At 39.4% G+C, this 16,248-nt stretch carries 19 protein-coding genes; 4 read left to right on the top strand and 15 right to left on the bottom strand.

The genetic code is table 11. The features are described 5' to 3' along the window. Positions 1–31: 31 nt before the first annotated feature. On the bottom strand, positions 32–1,045 hold the full coding sequence (locus tag C7972_RS05320) for a zinc-binding alcohol dehydrogenase family protein (RefSeq protein ID WP_110355192.1): 1,014 nt from the start codon (positions 1,043–1,045) through the stop codon (positions 32–34). Between the two features lie 403 nt (positions 1,046–1,448). Between C7972_RS05320 and C7972_RS05315 the strand changes: the two genes are divergently transcribed. Further along, positions 1,449–1,664: a hypothetical protein gene (locus C7972_RS05315; protein ID WP_110355191.1), complete on the top strand. Its 216-nt coding sequence runs from the start codon at positions 1,449–1,451 to the stop codon at positions 1,662–1,664. A gap of 21 nt (positions 1,665–1,685) precedes the next feature. Next, positions 1,686–2,057 (top strand): arsenate reductase family protein, encoded by a 372-nt coding sequence (locus C7972_RS05310; RefSeq protein ID WP_258364779.1) that lies wholly within the window; start codon positions 1,686–1,688, stop codon positions 2,055–2,057. 175 nt (positions 2,058–2,232) lie between these two features. Here the strand turns inward: C7972_RS05310 and C7972_RS05305 are convergent, their stop codons facing one another. From C7972_RS05305 to C7972_RS05275, 7 genes are all read right to left on the bottom strand, one after another. Continuing rightward, entirely contained in the window at positions 2,233–3,336 is a 1,104-nt protein-coding gene (locus tag C7972_RS05305; protein ID WP_110355190.1) for an acyltransferase family protein, read from the bottom strand. A gap of 190 nt (positions 3,337–3,526) precedes the next feature. Beyond that, entirely contained in the window at positions 3,527–3,949 is a 423-nt protein-coding gene (locus tag C7972_RS05300; RefSeq protein ID WP_110355189.1) for an OsmC family protein, read from the bottom strand. 70 nt (positions 3,950–4,019) lie between these two features. Continuing rightward, positions 4,020–4,568 (bottom strand): carboxymuconolactone decarboxylase family protein, encoded by a 549-nt coding sequence (locus C7972_RS05295; RefSeq protein ID WP_110355188.1) that lies wholly within the window; start codon positions 4,566–4,568, stop codon positions 4,020–4,022. Positions 4,569–4,635: 67 nt separating this feature from the next. Continuing rightward, positions 4,636–5,496, bottom strand: coding sequence for a helix-turn-helix domain-containing protein (locus C7972_RS05290; protein WP_110355187.1), 861 nt, complete (start codon positions 5,494–5,496; stop codon positions 4,636–4,638). Between the two features lie 259 nt (positions 5,497–5,755). Then, positions 5,756–6,007, bottom strand: a complete 252-nt coding sequence (locus tag C7972_RS05285) for a hypothetical protein (RefSeq protein WP_146216269.1) — start codon at positions 6,005–6,007, stop codon at positions 5,756–5,758. Next, entirely contained in the window at positions 6,004–7,113 is a 1,110-nt protein-coding gene (locus tag C7972_RS05280; protein ID WP_110355493.1) for an MBL fold metallo-hydrolase, read from the bottom strand. The genes C7972_RS05285 and C7972_RS05280 overlap by 4 nt, the downstream gene beginning before the upstream one ends. A 104-nt stretch (positions 7,114–7,217) precedes the next feature. Next, positions 7,218–7,790, bottom strand: coding sequence for a TetR/AcrR family transcriptional regulator (locus C7972_RS05275; RefSeq protein WP_110355185.1), 573 nt, complete (start codon positions 7,788–7,790; stop codon positions 7,218–7,220). Positions 7,791–7,984: 194 nt separating this feature from the next. Between C7972_RS05275 and C7972_RS05270 the strand changes: the two genes are divergently transcribed. Beyond that, a complete protein-coding gene (locus C7972_RS05270; RefSeq protein ID WP_110355184.1) occupies positions 7,985–8,374 on the top strand; it encodes a DoxX family protein in 390 nt (129 codons plus the stop codon). 123 nt (positions 8,375–8,497) lie between these two features. Here the strand turns inward: C7972_RS05270 and C7972_RS05265 are convergent, their stop codons facing one another. The 7 genes from C7972_RS05265 to C7972_RS05235 form a co-directional block, all read right to left on the bottom strand. Further along, on the bottom strand, positions 8,498–8,947 hold the full coding sequence (locus C7972_RS05265) for a KTSC domain-containing protein (RefSeq protein WP_110355183.1): 450 nt from the start codon (positions 8,945–8,947) through the stop codon (positions 8,498–8,500). 117 nt (positions 8,948–9,064) lie between these two features. Beyond that, on the bottom strand, positions 9,065–9,259 hold the full coding sequence (locus C7972_RS05260) for a cold-shock protein (protein ID WP_031444295.1): 195 nt from the start codon (positions 9,257–9,259) through the stop codon (positions 9,065–9,067). A gap of 328 nt (positions 9,260–9,587) precedes the next feature. After that, the gene (locus C7972_RS05255; RefSeq protein WP_110355182.1) at positions 9,588–9,971 is read right to left on the bottom strand and encodes a DUF3037 domain-containing protein; all 384 of its coding nucleotides are present in this window, start codon (positions 9,969–9,971) and stop codon (positions 9,588–9,590) included. Next, complete coding sequence (locus C7972_RS05250) at positions 9,961–10,740, bottom strand: HipA family kinase (RefSeq protein ID WP_110355181.1); 780 nt, start codon at positions 10,738–10,740, stop codon at positions 9,961–9,963. The genes C7972_RS05255 and C7972_RS05250 overlap by 11 nt, the downstream gene beginning before the upstream one ends. Positions 10,741–10,851: 111 nt before the next feature. Then, positions 10,852–12,402 (bottom strand): SDR family NAD(P)-dependent oxidoreductase, encoded by a 1,551-nt coding sequence (locus tag C7972_RS05245; protein WP_110355180.1) that lies wholly within the window; start codon positions 12,400–12,402, stop codon positions 10,852–10,854. A gap of 228 nt (positions 12,403–12,630) precedes the next feature. Further along, positions 12,631–13,944, bottom strand: coding sequence for a DEAD/DEAH box helicase (locus tag C7972_RS05240; RefSeq protein WP_110355179.1), 1,314 nt, complete (start codon positions 13,942–13,944; stop codon positions 12,631–12,633). Between the two features lie 5 nt (positions 13,945–13,949). After that, positions 13,950–15,290 (bottom strand): DEAD/DEAH box helicase, encoded by a 1,341-nt coding sequence (locus C7972_RS05235; protein WP_110355492.1) that lies wholly within the window; start codon positions 15,288–15,290, stop codon positions 13,950–13,952. Positions 15,291–15,530: 240 nt separating this feature from the next. Here C7972_RS05235 and C7972_RS05230 point away from each other — a divergent pair, with 240 nt between their 5' ends. Beyond that, positions 15,531–16,217 (top strand): intradiol ring-cleavage dioxygenase, encoded by a 687-nt coding sequence (locus tag C7972_RS05230; RefSeq protein WP_110355178.1) that lies wholly within the window; start codon positions 15,531–15,533, stop codon positions 16,215–16,217. The last annotated feature ends 31 nt before the right edge of the window (positions 16,218–16,248 follow it).

The following is a 16,248-nucleotide window of genomic DNA, read 5'->3' as shown; positions in this document are numbered from 1 at the left end:
TTTTTGAAAATAAAACTGTTGCCAGAGTGACTTAAAATAAAATTACCGTTTTACCGATAGTTTTACCTGATTCCTGCATTTCATGTGCGGTCTTTAAATTTTCCACCGTAAACCCGTAAAGTGTAGTGGTCAGAGTGGTTTTTAAAGTCCCTTCATCCAATAATTGGGCCATATGGTTCAAGATTTCGTGCTGGCGTTCTATATCCTCTGTAGTGAACATGGATCGGGTGTACATAAATTCCCAAGAAAAAGTTACACTCTTGTTTTTTAACAAGTTTAAATTCAACGGTTTACTGCTCCCCGTAATGGAGACAATGTGCCCCTGGGGCTTAATTATATCCACTGCCAATTCCCAATAACCCTCCAAATCCGCAAAATCCAATACATAATTAACCTGGCCGTGTCCAATTCTTTCCAATTCTTCCTTTAGATTGTGATGGTTCACCACATAGTCTGCACCTAAATCTTTACACCAGGTTACGGAATCTTCCCGTGAAGCAGTGGCGATAACTGTAAGCTTGCACAATTTTTTGGCCAATTGTATGGCAATGGAGCCAACCCCGCCAGCACCTGCTATGATCAAAACCGATTTACCGATGTCCTTTTCAGGGTCGATCCCAATCCGGTCCAACAACGCTTCATAGGCAGTTAAGCTTGTCAATGGCATGGCCGCTGCTTCCGGAACACTCAAATTTTTAGGTTTGTGCCCAACAATCCGTTCATCTATAAGCTGATATTCGGCATTACAACCACTTCTGGTAATGTCCCCTGCATAATACACCTGGTCCCCTACCTCAAATTTTGAAGCTTTATCGCCCTTGGCCTCCACGGTTCCCACCGCATCCCATCCAATAATTTTAGGAGTGTCCAATACTGTATCCTTAGCGGCATTTTGTCTAATTTTAAAATCCACCGGATTCACCGAAATGGCTTCAATTCTAACCAATAGGTCATATCCTGTAGGAGTTGGCCTTTCGGTTTCAAAGGCTATAAAACTATCTTTTTCAGAAATGGGCAATGATTTTTTAAATCCTATCGCTTTCATTATTACGTGTTTTTAGTTGTTATACCGGCGCCAAGTTTTGTAACAGTAAAGTGACAATACAGGCCGGTGACATTTTTATTATAAACTGGTAAATTTGCTTCTAGTCGTGTAAATATTCTTGATTCATAAATATAATTGAATTGTCCCGAATATCGGGGGTTCCAAAAAATTAACCCAATATGCGTGTAGCATAAGTCTTTTAAAACCCTTGGAATGAAAGAACGCAACTTCGGATAAACTGGAACCTTGGATTCCATGCCCTAATCCAAATCCGTATATACTATGCGGTGGTTTTGATTTCCTATTAATTTACCATGGAACAATTAAGATTTACATGACCATCGTCAGGATTTAAAACTAAAAACTTCATTATCTTTATAGTTGCAATCCATACTATTTTACAATGAATGATTTAAGAAAAGTATTAGGCGAGATTTCACAGCTCACTGCCGATATAGAGACCAATTATCCCGAGCTATATCGTTCCTTGGATGAAAATCCTTTGACCATTCCCGCAAAACGTCATCCGCACGTAAACAAGGAAGATTTAAAGGATTATTTAGAGAGTTTAAAGCAGTTGATAAAACATCATTTGGAGACCCATAAAAAAAATGGGTAGGACAAAGACAATTCTAAAAAAATGAATATGGGAGAAATAGCTACCTCGGAAAGACAGATAACCCTTTATTACAGTTCCAAGTCTACAAGGGCCAAACAAACCTTGGCCTATGCCAAAGCAGAAGGATTGCCAGTATTTGAAATTGACATTTTAAAGGTTCCCTTGACCGGGACCCAAATCGCGGAATTGGCCGATAAATTAAATATGGAGGTCAAAGACTTGGTAAACCAGGAACATCCGGCCTATAAAGCCCATTTTGAACCCCATGAATTATCTGCCGACGACTGGATAAAAATGATAAGGCACAACCCTGAAATCATGAAACAGCCCATTGCCATCCGTGGTAAAATGACCATCTTGGTAGAAACCCCTACGGATATAATTAAAATATAATAACGCCTATCCATACGCGTAATGGAGAGGTAAAAGTTTTTAAAAACAGTTATGGGCACAAGGTCTGGATTGTGCTGGACCGCTCCTATAAAGAAGGCTAATAATTTTAACTTATTTAGCCAGGTTGATTTTGCTGTTTGGCTTAAATATTCTCCTGTACCGAAACAAGTTAAGCTCAGACCTTAATATAAATCTTCTTTTTGTCCAACCAAAGACCTATCAGCCAACATACGAACATGAATACAAAGGCAAAGGCAAATGACCCATAATAGGGTCCGAACCAACTAAAACCTTTTTCGTAGATATAATTGTATAAACTTTGATTGTCATTTACCCGTACAAAAAGTAAGCTTATTGCCAAATATTCAGACAATAGATAAATGAAGAGGGGATTCTTTCCAAAGATTTCGAAAAAATTAAAGTTTATCGGCTTCTTAATAAAGTCGATAGCATAAATAAGAACGGACAACACAATAATGTCGAGACCAATAGTGAGAATCACAAACGAACTTGTCCATAGCTTTTTATTGACAGGAAAACTCAAGTTCCACAAGTACGCAACGGCCAATAATCCTGAAGCTATCATTAGCATTTTTGCCAATTTTTCGTAACTAATACCCCCTTGAATAACATACTTCCCAACAAGATACCCGGCTATCACATTACAGATGGCCGGCAACGTACTTAAGAGCCCTTCAGGATCGAACGGAAGTCCTTCACCACCATAAAGATGGCTATCGCCAAGAAGTAACCTATCAAAGGTTCGTACCAGGTTGCCCTCTAAGGTATAATCGCCAAAGGCACTCAACAACCCCCAATATCCCAGTAGAATAATTACAGATGTGATGATGAGCTGGCGGTTGGTAAGAAAATAAATCATGGTTGCGCCAATAAAATAACAAATCGCTATTCGCTGTAATACTCCCAATATCCTCGTTTCACTAAAAGGAACAAAAGCCAGTTCCCCGGAATCTGTCCATGATACAAAGGGGAACCAATACATTATAAAGCCCAATAAAAAAATAATTAAGGTCCTTTTTATAATCTTTTGAAAAACTTCCGAAAGGGGTTTATCGGCCCATCTGGTCTTAACAAATGCAAAAGCGTTTCCTACAGCAAATAAAAAGGACGGAAAGACCAAATCGGTCGGCGTAAACCCATTCCACTTGGCATGTAACAGCGGAGCGAAGGTAAGATCCCAATCTCCAGCGGTATTAACGATTATCATTAGGCAAATAGTCAATCCGCGGAACACGTCCAGTGCTTTGAACCTTTTCATACTAAATGGAATTTATTTGACAACTAAGTTAAACAGTACAATTGTTCTACCAAATAAATTACCCTTTTTCATTGATCCCAAAAAAACATTTAATACCCTACCTTTCTTTTGTGCACATATGGTGTGTATAAAAAAGTAACCCCGATGAAAACACCGGGGCCACTTAATTTTATAAATGTTGCAATATTGGTCAGGCCTCCACAGGCTCCAAGGGAACCGACTCAAGAAATTCCCATTCTCCCCTGACCAGTCTGGTAACATAACAATTATCCGCCTCCTGCACCAATAAGTCCCTTTGTTCCTCGGTGATATTTCCCTGAATTTGGATATTGGAGGCTACTGTGGTTTTAAAGGTGCCGTTGGGTTGGCGTACTGCCTTTTGTTCCAATTGGGCATCCACCTCCCCAATTTCCCAGCCTTTTCTTCTGGCAACATTTCGTATAGTAGCTACTTTACACATAGAGATTCCTGCCAATAACAATTCCACTGGGGAAAATCCTAAATCCGTGCCTTTGGAGGAAACGGGCTCATCCCCTAGTATTGCATGTTTTCCATTGCTTATTACTGATTGGTAGCCGAGGGGCAAGTTCTTAATATTTATTTTTGTACTCATTTTGATTCTTGTTTTTTTTGACCCTATGTCGTTATTATCTTCAATAAGGTGTTTATTGACTACTATTGATTTATAGAGCTGCTGTCCGTAGCTCTTCCGCTAATGGGAAATCAATTTTAAAATCCGCCAAATTGTGAATAAAATTACTAATGGTTTTATCACCGATTACTATAACCACATCTATCATATTGGCCTCCGTATAACCGGCAGCAAAGAATTCCTCTTTCACTTTTTCACTGGCTTTTCCCTTGTTCTCCACTGTAGATAGGACAAACTTTGCCAAAGCATGCAGTTTATCATCAAAACTGGCAGCACCCGTTCTTATCTCTAAAATCTGATCTTCGGTAAAGCCGTTCATTTTACCAATTTGGGTATGGGCGGATAAACAATAATTACATCCATTGAACTGACTCACTACTAGATTGATGACTTCCTTTTCCTTTGCTTTTAATGTAGTTTTCCTATTCTGTAATGTTAGGTAATCCCCTAAGGCAGTCTCGTTCTTTGCGTAATAGGCATATAAATTGGGAACGAATCCTACGGCCTTTTTCAGATTGTCGAAAATTGCCTGATTGTCTGTTGATACATCTTCCCTAGTTGGTACTTGAAATCTTTCCATTGTCTTATTTTTTTTAGTTATACTTTATTTTGACAATGCAAAGATGCAATCGGAAAGAAGGGTTTTGTTAGGTAGTAATTCCCGAAGAATTGGCAATTGTTCCCAAATTTCCTTTTTCTTTATATTCCGAAGGGGAAATCCCCTCTTGTTTCTTAAAAAATCGGCTAAAAGCCTGGATATCATCAAATCCAAGTTGGTAAGCTACTTCCTTGACGGGCTTATCCGTATAGTACAGCATGCGCCTGGCTTCCAGCGCTATCCGGTCATGGATATATTTCAAGGGAGATTTGGAACCCATTTTTGAAAAAATATTGGAGATCGTCTTAGGGGATTTAAATAGTAAATCCGCATAATCCGCAACGCTGTGCTTTGTTCTAAAATGCTGTTCAACCAGAAAATTGAATTCCCTGACAAGGTCGGTTTCATTGTGCCCCGAAGGATAGTTTTTCTGATTTTTATAGCGTCTGGCACACAATATCAGGTACCTCTTTAACATCATTTGCAGCATATCTATCTGCAAATTATCATTGGACGTCATTTCTATAGTAAACATTTGCCAAAGCGTATCAAACTTTTGATAATCTTCTTGGACAAGGGTAATCACGGGGAGTTGGGAAGCGCCAAAAAATAGGATTCCCTTACAACCTACTTCGCTATCATGGTCCAGTATGCAGTAAAAAGGCCTATTGAACCTCAAAAGTCGAATTTCTCCAATTTTCTTGGGGACTATTTGATGGAACTCCGTTAAAAAAACAATTTGATTTTTGGAAAATACTTCTTCCTTTCCATCAATAATAAGAATATTGGCATCAGATTGAAACCACAAAATAGTGAGGCTACTTTCAATATGTTCCTTTAAGATATCACAACTATGACTATCAATAGTTCCCAAAAAAAGATACTCTTTGGTATGCCCTATAAATTCCATAAACCGCTACTCGTTTTTCAAATACTTATTATACATCCATAAATTGCAGCACCTTAACCGCAATTGGCATTTTCTTCTTAGTGTTGGTCGCAGGAACATGCCATTGCTTTCAATTTAAAATCAATGCATACCACAATACAAAAACGAATACACAAACCTGTTGTTAAATGTCCGGGAGAACAAAGTGGGAATCTATTAATAAGCCAAAATGGGATTTGTTGGCTCAAACAATGCCGGGCAGCAAAGCCCCATATGGGGTTTATACCACTACATCAATAACCGCTCTAACGGGAAGGCAGGTAGCCAAGGCAACCCTATCTGCCATATCATTAAAGGATGGGACCAAAACACAAACATTAAGCATCGGAACATTGGCACAACTGGCGGGCAGGGGCATACCCTCAATAGTTAAATCTGCCTTTAACTTTTTCCTGAACAGATTTAAAAATTGTCCAACGCTCGGCTGCTGTCCCGCACTTATGGCAGGCTTTACAATAGAATCTCGGCTCAAAGCGATTTTTTCCACCATTCCGTAGTGCGAACTTCCAATTGGTCGATATTTATAAATTCTCCAATTCGCGGAGTAACCAAATCCAGATTAAGTTCTTTTGCTTTTTTGGCTAAGCGTTCTACAGGTTCTGTCCAGGGATGCATTGCCAATTTAAAGGCTCCCCAGTGAATGGGCATAATCCGGTTGGCCCTTACATCCAGTCCTGCCTGGGCCGTCTCCTCAGGGAACATATGAATATCCGGCCACATCTCATTGTACTGTCCGCATTCTATCATCGCAAAATCAAAAGGACCGTACTTGTCCCCTATTTCCTTAAAATGTGGGCCGTAACCACTGTCTCCGCTAAAGAAAATATTTTCGGTTTCCGATTGTACTATCCAAGAACTCCATAAGGTATTGGCCCTATCGGAAAAACCCCTTCCAGAAAAATGCTGTGCCGGGGTACATCTGAAAATTAATCCCTCGTGGGTAGCTTCCTCCCACCAATCCAGCTCTACAATTCGCTCTTTTTCCACTCCCCATTTTTGCAGGTGTGCCCCTACCCCTAAGGGGGTATAAAACATATTCACCTTCTCCTTTAGTTTCTGTATGGAACCATAGTCCAAATGATCGTAGTGGTCATGGGAAATAATGACGGCATCTATCCTAGGAAGTTTTTCCACGGCTATGGGCAGTTCCCTACTAAATCTATTGCTTCCCAACATAGGGTGTGGAGCAGGGACCTTTCCGAACATAGGGTCGATTAAAATAGTTTTGTTGTTCGTTTGTAATAAAAAAGCAGAATGTCCAAACCAAATAAGCCGGGTACTGTCTTGGTATTCCACAATATCCAATGAATCCAATTTCTCCACGGGAATATCCAAACCGGGTTTGGTGTGGGGTGAGGCACCAAAGTAGCCTGCCAAACTCTTCCCCATATCACGCATACTCATATCCAACTTAACATGGCCCTTATTGACGAACTTACCATCCTTATAGTTGGGCGATTTAAGAAAGATCGTTTTCTGCTCCAAAGTGGGAGTACCTCCAAACTCTGGGCTTACATACAAAAATAGGACCCCAATTACGATTAATATGAAAAGTCCGCTTCCAATAATTATACTCATTTTTTTCAGTATTTTTTTTAAGTGATCCATATATGTTTTTTGCCATCAAAGGACATAGATTGCTTTATTATCGAATATTTATTCTGTTATAAATTAAAAAAATACTAACTTTTAATGGCGTCCCAAACTGTGGAGAACATCAAGTCCATATCTTTTTGGTGCAATTCCAATTTTTTATCCATGATTAATTTTACAGTCTCTCCCATTATGGCCCCGATCACCGCGAAATGAATATTGTTATCAATATTCTTTAACAGCCCTTCCTTTTTCCCCAAATCAATCAATTCCATGGCCAACTTACTTTTGTTTTCCTTCACGGCCACTGGTACTTTGTCATAATAAGGCGATTTCTTTAGCTGTTCCAAGAAACTCATTTCCTTTCTATGATTAATACTGAAGTTGATCCAGAACAGCCATAATGTCTTGAGTTTCTTTTTGTAAGGTAAATCCCCTGATATTCCTTGTTCACTTCTTTGGGTTTCCCTGGCAATTAAATCGGTGGCAATAGATACTATTAAGTCCTCTTTATTCTTATAGTAGACATAAAGAGTGGAAACCGATAAACCCACCCGCTTGGCCAAATCTGCCATCTTTATACCTGCAAAGCCCCTTTCAAAAACTACCTCTATAGTGTTTTCAACAATGGCCAACTGTTTTGATTCATCCTTTACCCTCACGGTACAAATATAGCTATATTAATCGAATAAATATTCGATTATAATTAATTCTATATAAAATGATCGACTGCCCTAAGAGTAGCGTAATTAAATTCCAATAGAAAAGGATAATTCCAAATACCGAAGAAATACCATGGGATAATTCTTATATTGGGACTGGGGAACTTGGATCAATTTAAATTATACCGAAGCCTATGCTTATTTCTTACTTTTTAGTGGCGGCCAAGATCATTATTTTTATCACCATTATAAATGTATGGTTTCTTCGGTTCAACAAACCCACGCCTTGGCGGGGAGGTGACTCCAAATCCATGAAGGAAGAATTTGAGACTTATCGTCTGTCCCCTGTGATAATGTATATAGTAGGAACTTTAAAAGTTTCCCTTGCCGTATTGTTATTAACATCTATTTGGTTGGAGAATTTGACCACCCCTGCGGCCGGCGCTATGGGAATTTTCATGTTGGGTGCCATTGCCATGCATTTTAAGGCCGATGACCCCAATATAAAATCAATGCCCGCCTTGATCCTATTTCTGTTGTCGATCGGCATTGTTGTCGCCGAAGTTATACAGGATGGCATATAATTATTAAAATTCCTTGAGTTTCCAAGTTACAGCATATAATTCCACGTAAAGTAGCACCCATTGGGTCCTTACCTTTAACCTCCTTTGAAAAACTATGCAATTGGCGATACTGCCGTAAAGCTATTAGGCTTCCTGCAGCTGTCTTTTGGATTGCCTGTAATTGTATTTCGGATAGATCATACGCTTGGCAAATCGATTAATAGTATTGGAGTTGACCATCTTGATATAAACCTGTTTGGTAACGCCAAAGTACTCATAAGTAGATCCATCCAAAAAGGTAATTTCCAATAAAAGGCCCTTATGATGGTAATCGGCAATTCCGGAATTGGCTATGGTTTCCGTATAAGCCTTTAAGTTTGCTGCTTTGGTTTCAGGAGCTATGCTCACTAAAAAGTGATAACCATCTATTATCTTTCTACTGTTTACTTCCGCCTCTTCGCGCTTGATATCCCCTTCTTGAAATTTATCCGGATGCCATTCCTTTACCAGGTCGCGGTAACTTTTCTTAAGTACTTTTAGATCGATCTCCCTTTCTATTCCAAATAATTTCCTGTATTCGTTTATGCGCTTCATATTGATTTTTTACAGGCCGCGAAACTACGCTTAATTTCTTACAACCCTATGTATTTAACAAACAAAAAAAAAGCCCGTCAATGTTGACGGGCTTTTCATTAAACATGGAAGTATATATTATATAACTTGTACGTTTACTGCGTTTAATCCTTTGTTACCTTCTTTAAGGTCAAAAGATACTTCATCGCCTTCGCGAATTTCATCTATTAAACCTGAAATGTGTACAAAATGATCTTTTTCAACACCTTCTTCAGTGATAAAACCAAAACCTTTTGTGTCGTTGAAAAATTTTACTGTTCCTTTACTACTCATCGTAATGTAATTAAATTTATTATAATATTATCCTGCAAAGATGGTGCTAATAATTTAAAAAACAGCTATTTACTTCATTTATATTTACTAACAATATTTTTGGTAACATAAATATGGGTGTTTACACTTAAACAATTGCCCATTAAAAAACACTGTATCCTGCTATAAGCCTGACCGTTATACACTTTCATTGGATCAACCCCCAAGGCCATTTATAAGCTCGTAGTGGAATAAATAATTTTAATTTTTGAATATGGATGCCCTGTTTTTAAGATCAACAATTAATCAATAAATTCATGTATCCCCTTACGCTACGCCGATGTTTTTGCTATAAAACGTAGCTTTCGAATAGATTTTCCAATTCTTTTTTAGGGTCTTTACATAGGCCCGAATGTGTTTCAGAACTCTGGATCATAGTACTCCTGGAGGCAGTTAACCAACGAAATCTATCCGGTAAATCCAGTTTGCCGATGGCTCCTCCGGAGGGTGCTCCCTTACATACCGATGTCCAGGCCTTTAAATATTTATCTATGGCATTAATATCGACTTCCTTTGAGAAACATTGCAATTTTTGGGGGTCCACTAAATATTTTACTTCCAAAAATTTCTTCCTTCTTGAAAAAAGTATTACCCCAATATTAAAGAATTCTGCACGCTCCACCTTAGGAACAAGTCTAATAATTGCGTATTCGTATTTGTCTTTATCTTGCATCTTCAGACTCTTTAACCAGTGTATCGATCATAGCAAGTTTGGCATTTATATATTCAATATAGGCCGCTCTAATTTCATCAGGATTTAAATCATCGGCCTCGTCCAACAACCATTCCTCAGGAATTAATGCTATGATTTCGGCAATTTTATCAGTAGTAAGTAAACCTTTAATTTCCAATGCCGCCTCTTTTAACTCAGTGGCAAACTCTAAAAGCACATGGTCTTTTATAAGGGGAAAGGTTCTGGTAAGATGATTTTTCCATGTTTCCCAATTATGGTGAAAATAAAAGCTCGCACCATTGTCAATTACCCATAATTCATTATTCCATTGCAATAAGTTGGTGTTTTTTGCCGTCCTGTCAATATTACTCATAATGCTATCCAGCAGTACCAATTTTGATGCGATTAAAGCATCTACCTTGGAAACCAATGGATCATAAGTTATGGCACTGGACAAAAAATGCAAGCCTAGGTTGAGGCCTACACTAAATTTAAGTAAATCTTGAACTTCCTCATCCGGCTCTGTCTTGCTAAATGAATCATCTAGATTCATAAACACTAATTCAGGTACCTTAAGTCCGACAGCCCGGGCCAACTCGCCGCCAATAAGTTCCGCTATTAAGGCCTTTTTTCCTTGACCTGCCCCTCTGAATTTTAAAACATATAAAAATCCATCATCGGCTTTTACAATCGCCGGCATGGAACCACCTTCCCGCAATGGTTTTATATATTGAACAACATCAACTGTTCTTATATCAATTGAATTCATAAGCACGAAGATAAAAAAAGTTAGTTGTGTAAAATAGAATTTATATTCCCGTGAATTGGTCCAATTTTTATGGATTGAAGAAAATTCAAGCTATAATGGGACCCGATACAATTACCAACCAATTGGAAAGTAATCCTTCAGGAATTTACCAGACCAATGTTTCCCTGTATTAATTCCGTCAATTAACGGATCCATCACCCTGGCAGCACCATCCACAATATCCAAAGGCGGTTGAAAATCATAGACTTCCTGCTTCATTTTAGATAGTGCAGCAGGGTCTTCATCCGTAACCCATCCCGTATCCACGGCATTCATAAATATACCTGCTTTGGCCAATTCCCCTGAAGCGGTATGCGTAAGCATATTTAAAGCGGCCTTGGCCATATTGGTATGTGGGTGCCGTGATTCCTTAAAAGAACGATGAAACTTCCCTTCCATTGCCGAAACATTAATGATATGCTTTTGTCCTGTGTTCTCCTTCTTCATTAATTCTCCCAAACGGTTGCACAATACAAAAGGGGCCACGGCATTTACCAATTGTACTTCCAACATTTCAGTAGTTTCAATTTCTCCGAGTTTAAGGCGCCAACTGTTTGTATTTCGCAAATCTACCTGCTGTAAATCGGCATCCAATTCCCCTTTGGGAAATACCTCTTTTGCCACCAAGGCCTTATCAAAACTATAGGGGATCTGCGATAATTTGGCCGAAGCCCTTATTCCGATTCCTGCTTCCGGTCCATGCCATGTAACCGGTGTGTTCTGATTGGGAGAGGCTCCCGAGCTTAGTTCTTTTAATTCCTGCAAACAAGCTGTGTGATCGCTCAAAACCTTTTGGGCATTTGGAGGGAGTAACGATATAGGGCTTTCTTCATTGGACATCAAATGATGGTAAAAGCCAGCGGGTCGTCGTACGGTCTGGGCAGCATTATTTATAAGAATATCCAATCGGTCATACTGCCGCTCTATATAATTACAAAATATTTCCACACTTGGGATATGCCGTAAATCCAGACCGTGAATTTTTAATCTATGCCCCCATTCCATAAAATCATCTTCTTTGGAAAAGCGCAATGCCGAATCAACAGGGAACCGGGTAGTAGCGATCACAGTAGCCCCACCGCGTAATAACATTAAAGTAATATGATATCCAATTTTTAATCTGGAACCGGTTACAACGGCAACCTGCCCTTTTACATCAGCTGTTTGAAATCGCTTGGCATAGTTGAAATCACCACATTTCATACACATGGTATCATAAAAATGATGTAATTCGTTAAACTCCGTTTTACAAACATAACAGTTTCTTGCTACCTCTAATTCCTGTTTTTTATGATTGACCAATTTTGCAGAAGGCAAAAGTTTGGGGGCAACGAATATGTGGGCCTCACGTGCATTTCTTATTCCTGTTTCCTTACGGGCCTTTTTGTCCCTTGCCGCTTTTTTACGCAGGGCACTTTTCTTACCGTCTTTTTTTCTTCTGGAAAATTCTTCCCTATTGGGTCTGGAGAATTGGCCCGATACTTTTATTAAAGCAGTTCTTTTTCCCTTTGGAATATCAAATATCTGATCTGTGTGTTCCACTAATTGCTGCAAGAGCGCAATACAATTATCAATCTCCTCTGGAGTGATTGCAGCTTTACTCCCTTTTAGATCCTCTTTCATTTATACTATATTCCAATGGTTAAAAATTATTAAACCTCAGGGCAGGCCCGCCCGAACGGCACGGGCGAGCCCTGAACCCTATAATAGGAATCGACCCTAGGGCCGAGGAATTGCACCTAGATCCCGCCGAAAAAGGCGGGATTAGTTCAACTTGCAATTTTAAGTGCGTCTTACTCACTTCCCAAAATTGGGTTTCACTAATAAATATTTAGTTTTTACTCCGACAAATTAAAGAACCGAAATCCGAACTTTTTTCTTTTTTAAACGTGAATTGTTCAATTTTTCCACCAATTGATCGGCAATCGACAAAGGAACGGCAACAAAGGCGCAGTCCTGTTTTAATTCAATCTCCCCCAATTGATCGCTATTGATATTTCCCTGTTTAAAAAACAGCCCGGCAATATCACCCTTGGAAATTTTGTCCTTTCTTCCTCCCGAAATAAACAAGGTTTCCCAGAACTGTTTCATAGGTGCCGCTTTATTAGAGATATCCACAGCACCTGAATCCTTTATAAACTCAGGCAATCGCTCCTTTTCCCATTTTAACACGTAGGCGGTACCTTTGGCATTTACCCTTGCCGTTCTCCCATTTCTATGGATAAATTCCTCCTCAGAATGTGGAAGCTCGTAATGAATTATATATTTCAACTCCGGGATATCTATTCCCCTCGCCGCCAAATCCGTTGCGATTAAAATTTGACTGGTTCCGTTTCTGAATTTAATCAGGGAACGCTCCCTATCCTTTTGTTCCATTCCTCCAGAAAAGCAAGTGTGGCCTATCTTATTTTTTTCCAGCAAAGAACTTACCTCTTCTATACTATCCCTAAAATTACAGAAAATGATTCCGGGCCGATTTCCCAAGTGTTGCAATAGCTCCAAAAGCCTTGGCAACTTATCCTTGGCAGCCGATAGCACTATCTTAATTGCTAATTTTGAACCAACTTCTTCCTCTAAATAATCGATGAGAACCGGCTGATCCAATTTCACGAAACCAGGAATCTCAACCCCCTGCGTAGCGGAAGTCAAAATCCTTTTCTTAATATTGGGCAATTCACTGAGAATTCCTGCCATTTCTTCCTCAAAACCTATTTCCAAAGACTTGTCGAACTCATCCAGTACCAAAGATTTAATACTTTCCCTTGAGAACCGGTCACTGTCAAAATGATCCAAAATACGTCCCGGGGTTCCTATTAAAATAGTAGGATTATGTTTAATTTCAATCTTATCCTTGGACATAGGGCGTCCTCCATAAACGGCATTCACCTTATAGCCAGTGCCCATATTTCTAACCACTTGCTCAATTTGTATGGCCAATTCACGGGTAGGCACCAAAATCAGCGCCTGTACTTCCTCAATAGTAGGATCTAGAGTTTCTATCAATGGCAACAAAAAAGCCAAAGTTTTGCCCGTACCCGTTGGGGACAGAATAATAGTGTTGGTGGTTTTTCCAATTACGGCAATAGCTTCCTCCTGCATGGGATTCAACTGTTGGATATTTAGTTTTGCCAAAACATCCTCCTGGTCTTTAATATAATTTGCCATACCTACTATTTATTTTTTTTCTTTTTGGGCGCTTCTACTTTTGGACTGTGACTCGTAGACCGAGCCAGGTAATTTGCCAATATTTTATCTATAAGTTCCTCTTTTGTCAAATGATGGAAAACCGTTCTTATTTCTTCCCTAAATTCCTGTGAAATATTTCGGTTGGGTTTGGTCTTGAATATTTTGTTGGCCCATATCAAGGCATTGTTTTCTTCAATACTTTGGGCATCGGCCTTTTTAAATTCCTTAAATTCTATACCCAACTCCTTTTCAAAATCGGCAATATCCTCCACTTCCTCTTTTTGGATAACGCTTAATGAAAATCCCTCTGCCCCTGCCCTTGCGGTCCGTCCACTTCTGTGAACATAGGTATCATAGGTATCCGGTAAATGATAATTTACCACATAGGATATTTCCTTAACATCTATACCACGTGCAGCCAAATCGGTTGCTACCATAACATCTATAGTACCTTCCCTAAATTGTCCCATCACACGATCTCTAATTCCCTGGGTTAAACTTCCGTGGATGGCGCCTGATCGGAATTTATTGATGGCCAAATTTTTTCCCAATTTATTGACCGCCGCTTTCGTCTTGCAAAAAATAATTCCCCTTTCGCCTTCCCTGGACTTTAAAAAGTGTAGCAGAACTTCCAATTTCTCTATAGGTTCCACTACAACATACCTATGCTCTATACCCTGATGCCCTACTGTAGACATGTCCGCTTCTATCTGAACCACATGTTTGGACATATAATTCTGGATCAATTGCTTTAAGGCTCCCGGCATAGTGGCAGTAAACAATAAAGTTCTTCGGGATTTGGGAATTTCTGAAATAATATGGTCCAGGTCCACCTTTAAAGCAGTTACCATTTCATCGGCCTCATCCAAAACCAAATACTTGATATCTTTAATAATAATGGCCTTCCTGTTCACCAAATCCACTAGGCGACCTGGTGTGGCCACTACGATATGGGTAGTACTCTTTAAACGTTCAATTTGAGGTTTAATAGGTATTCCTCCACATATGGAGGCAATGGAAATAGACGGACAATGGGTGGAAAAGGAAACAAGATTCGCGTAAATCTGTTGCCCTAGTTCCCGCGTAGGCGCCAATATTACCAATTGTATTTTGCTATTATCTGTGTCTATCAATTGTAATAAAGGCAACCCAAAAGCAGCTGTTTTACCGGTTCCTGTTTTTGCCAGAGCCACTACGTCCTTGTCTTGCTCCAAAATAACCGGAATTACCTTTTTCTGAATATCAGTGGGTACCGATATTTGCTGGTCTATTAAACTTTGAAGTAGGTGTTCGTTGACTCCTAAATCAGAAAACTGCTTCGACATATAATAATTTTCTGCAAAGATAGCCACAGTTTTCAAGCTAATGCCGGTAATTGATACATATTCCCATTTCAGAACCATTCGGATCCCTAGGCATGGGTTTTATTTGGTTCCCTTGCCTAGAACCTATAGGAGGATATGTACTTAACCGTCCATAATTCCCTTTTCAACATAAATCCATCTATTTCCTTCAGCAAGACCTACTTTTTGCATAACTTTAGTAAAGCCTAAACTTCACTGGAAATGGATAGAAACAATTTTCTAAAAAAAGGATTGTTCGGCCTTATTGCTGTTCCAACCGTATTACAGGCATGTTCCAAGGACAGTAATCCCAAGGATGATGAAGAGGATATGGTTGATTGTGAAATATCGCCTAGTGAAACGGCCGGACCTTTTCCCATAAAGACTCCTACGGGTTTAAAGAAGGCCAATATTGTTTCCGATAGAAGCGGGGTGGCATTGCTAATAATCTTTAAGGTGCTGGACCAAAGCGATGATTGCAAACCTCTTTCCGGTGCTTATGTAGATGTTTGGCATTGTGATGCCGAAGGTTATTATTCTGAATATGGTGGAATTGCATTGCAACCAACCGATTTTACCAGCGACCATTTTTTAAGGGGTCGCCAGGCTACGGATACCAACGGTAACGTTTCCTTTATCAGCATTTTCCCAGGATGGTACAAAGGTAGGGCCCCCCATATACATTTGGAAGTGTTGGATTCCAGTGAAAAATCCATAAGGATAACCCAAGTTGCCTTTCCAAAATCGGTATGTGATACAGTTTATGCCACTACCCCTTATCACGGTAAAGCGGACACCTTGAACGAAAGTGACAATGTATTTTCCAACAGTATTGATGGCAATATGGCCGATTCGCTAACAGGAAATATAACGGACGGTTACACCCTGACAAAGACCATTGTTGTTTAATATTGGTGATCTGGTAGGATTTCAAGGTCGC

Source organism: Arenibacter sp. ARW7G5Y1 (assembly GCF_003201775.1).
Taxonomy (GTDB): domain Bacteria; phylum Bacteroidota; class Bacteroidia; order Flavobacteriales; family Flavobacteriaceae; genus Arenibacter.
Note: the sequence above shows the minus strand (reverse complement) of the source record. Positions and strands in the feature narration are given on the sequence as shown.

Excerpts from the sequence above, each read along its gene's own strand:
- C7972_RS05300 (WP_110355189.1), bottom strand. The coding sequence starts at position 3,949 with ATGAGTACAAAAATAAATATTAAGAACTTGCCCCTCGGCTACCAATCA.
- C7972_RS05305 (WP_110355190.1), bottom strand. The coding sequence starts at position 3,336 with ATGAAAAGGTTCAAAGCACTGGACGTGTTCCGCGGATTGACTATTTGC.
- C7972_RS05235 (WP_110355492.1), bottom strand. The coding sequence starts at position 15,290 with ATGTCGAAGCAGTTTTCTGATTTAGGAGTCAACGAACACCTACTTCAA.
- C7972_RS05260 (WP_031444295.1), bottom strand. The coding sequence starts at position 9,259 with ATGAGTAGTAAAGGAACAGTAAAATTTTTCAACGACACAAAAGGTTTT.
- C7972_RS05315 (WP_110355191.1), top strand. The coding sequence starts at position 1,449 with ATGAATGATTTAAGAAAAGTATTAGGCGAGATTTCACAGCTCACTGCC.
- C7972_RS05230 (WP_110355178.1), top strand. The coding sequence starts at position 15,531 with ATGGATAGAAACAATTTTCTAAAAAAAGGATTGTTCGGCCTTATTGCT.
- C7972_RS05255 (WP_110355182.1), bottom strand. The coding sequence starts at position 9,971 with ATGCAAGATAAAGACAAATACGAATACGCAATTATTAGACTTGTTCCT.
- C7972_RS05320 (WP_110355192.1), bottom strand. The coding sequence starts at position 1,045 with ATGAAAGCGATAGGATTTAAAAAATCATTGCCCATTTCTGAAAAAGAT.
- C7972_RS05270 (WP_110355184.1), top strand. The coding sequence starts at position 7,985 with ATGCTTATTTCTTACTTTTTAGTGGCGGCCAAGATCATTATTTTTATC.
- C7972_RS05310 (WP_258364779.1), top strand. The coding sequence starts at position 1,686 with ATGAATATGGGAGAAATAGCTACCTCGGAAAGACAGATAACCCTTTAT.
- C7972_RS05280 (WP_110355493.1), bottom strand. The coding sequence starts at position 7,113 with ATGAGTATAATTATTGGAAGCGGACTTTTCATATTAATCGTAATTGGG.
- C7972_RS05245 (WP_110355180.1), bottom strand. The coding sequence starts at position 12,402 with ATGAAAGAGGATCTAAAAGGGAGTAAAGCTGCAATCACTCCAGAGGAG.
- C7972_RS05265 (WP_110355183.1), bottom strand. The coding sequence starts at position 8,947 with ATGAAGCGCATAAACGAATACAGGAAATTATTTGGAATAGAAAGGGAG.
- C7972_RS05250 (WP_110355181.1), bottom strand. The coding sequence starts at position 10,740 with ATGAATTCAATTGATATAAGAACAGTTGATGTTGTTCAATATATAAAA.
- C7972_RS05240 (WP_110355179.1), bottom strand. The coding sequence starts at position 13,944 with ATGGCAAATTATATTAAAGACCAGGAGGATGTTTTGGCAAAACTAAAT.
- C7972_RS05295 (WP_110355188.1), bottom strand. The coding sequence starts at position 4,568 with ATGGAAAGATTTCAAGTACCAACTAGGGAAGATGTATCAACAGACAAT.
- C7972_RS05290 (WP_110355187.1), bottom strand. The coding sequence starts at position 5,496 with ATGGAATTTATAGGGCATACCAAAGAGTATCTTTTTTTGGGAACTATT.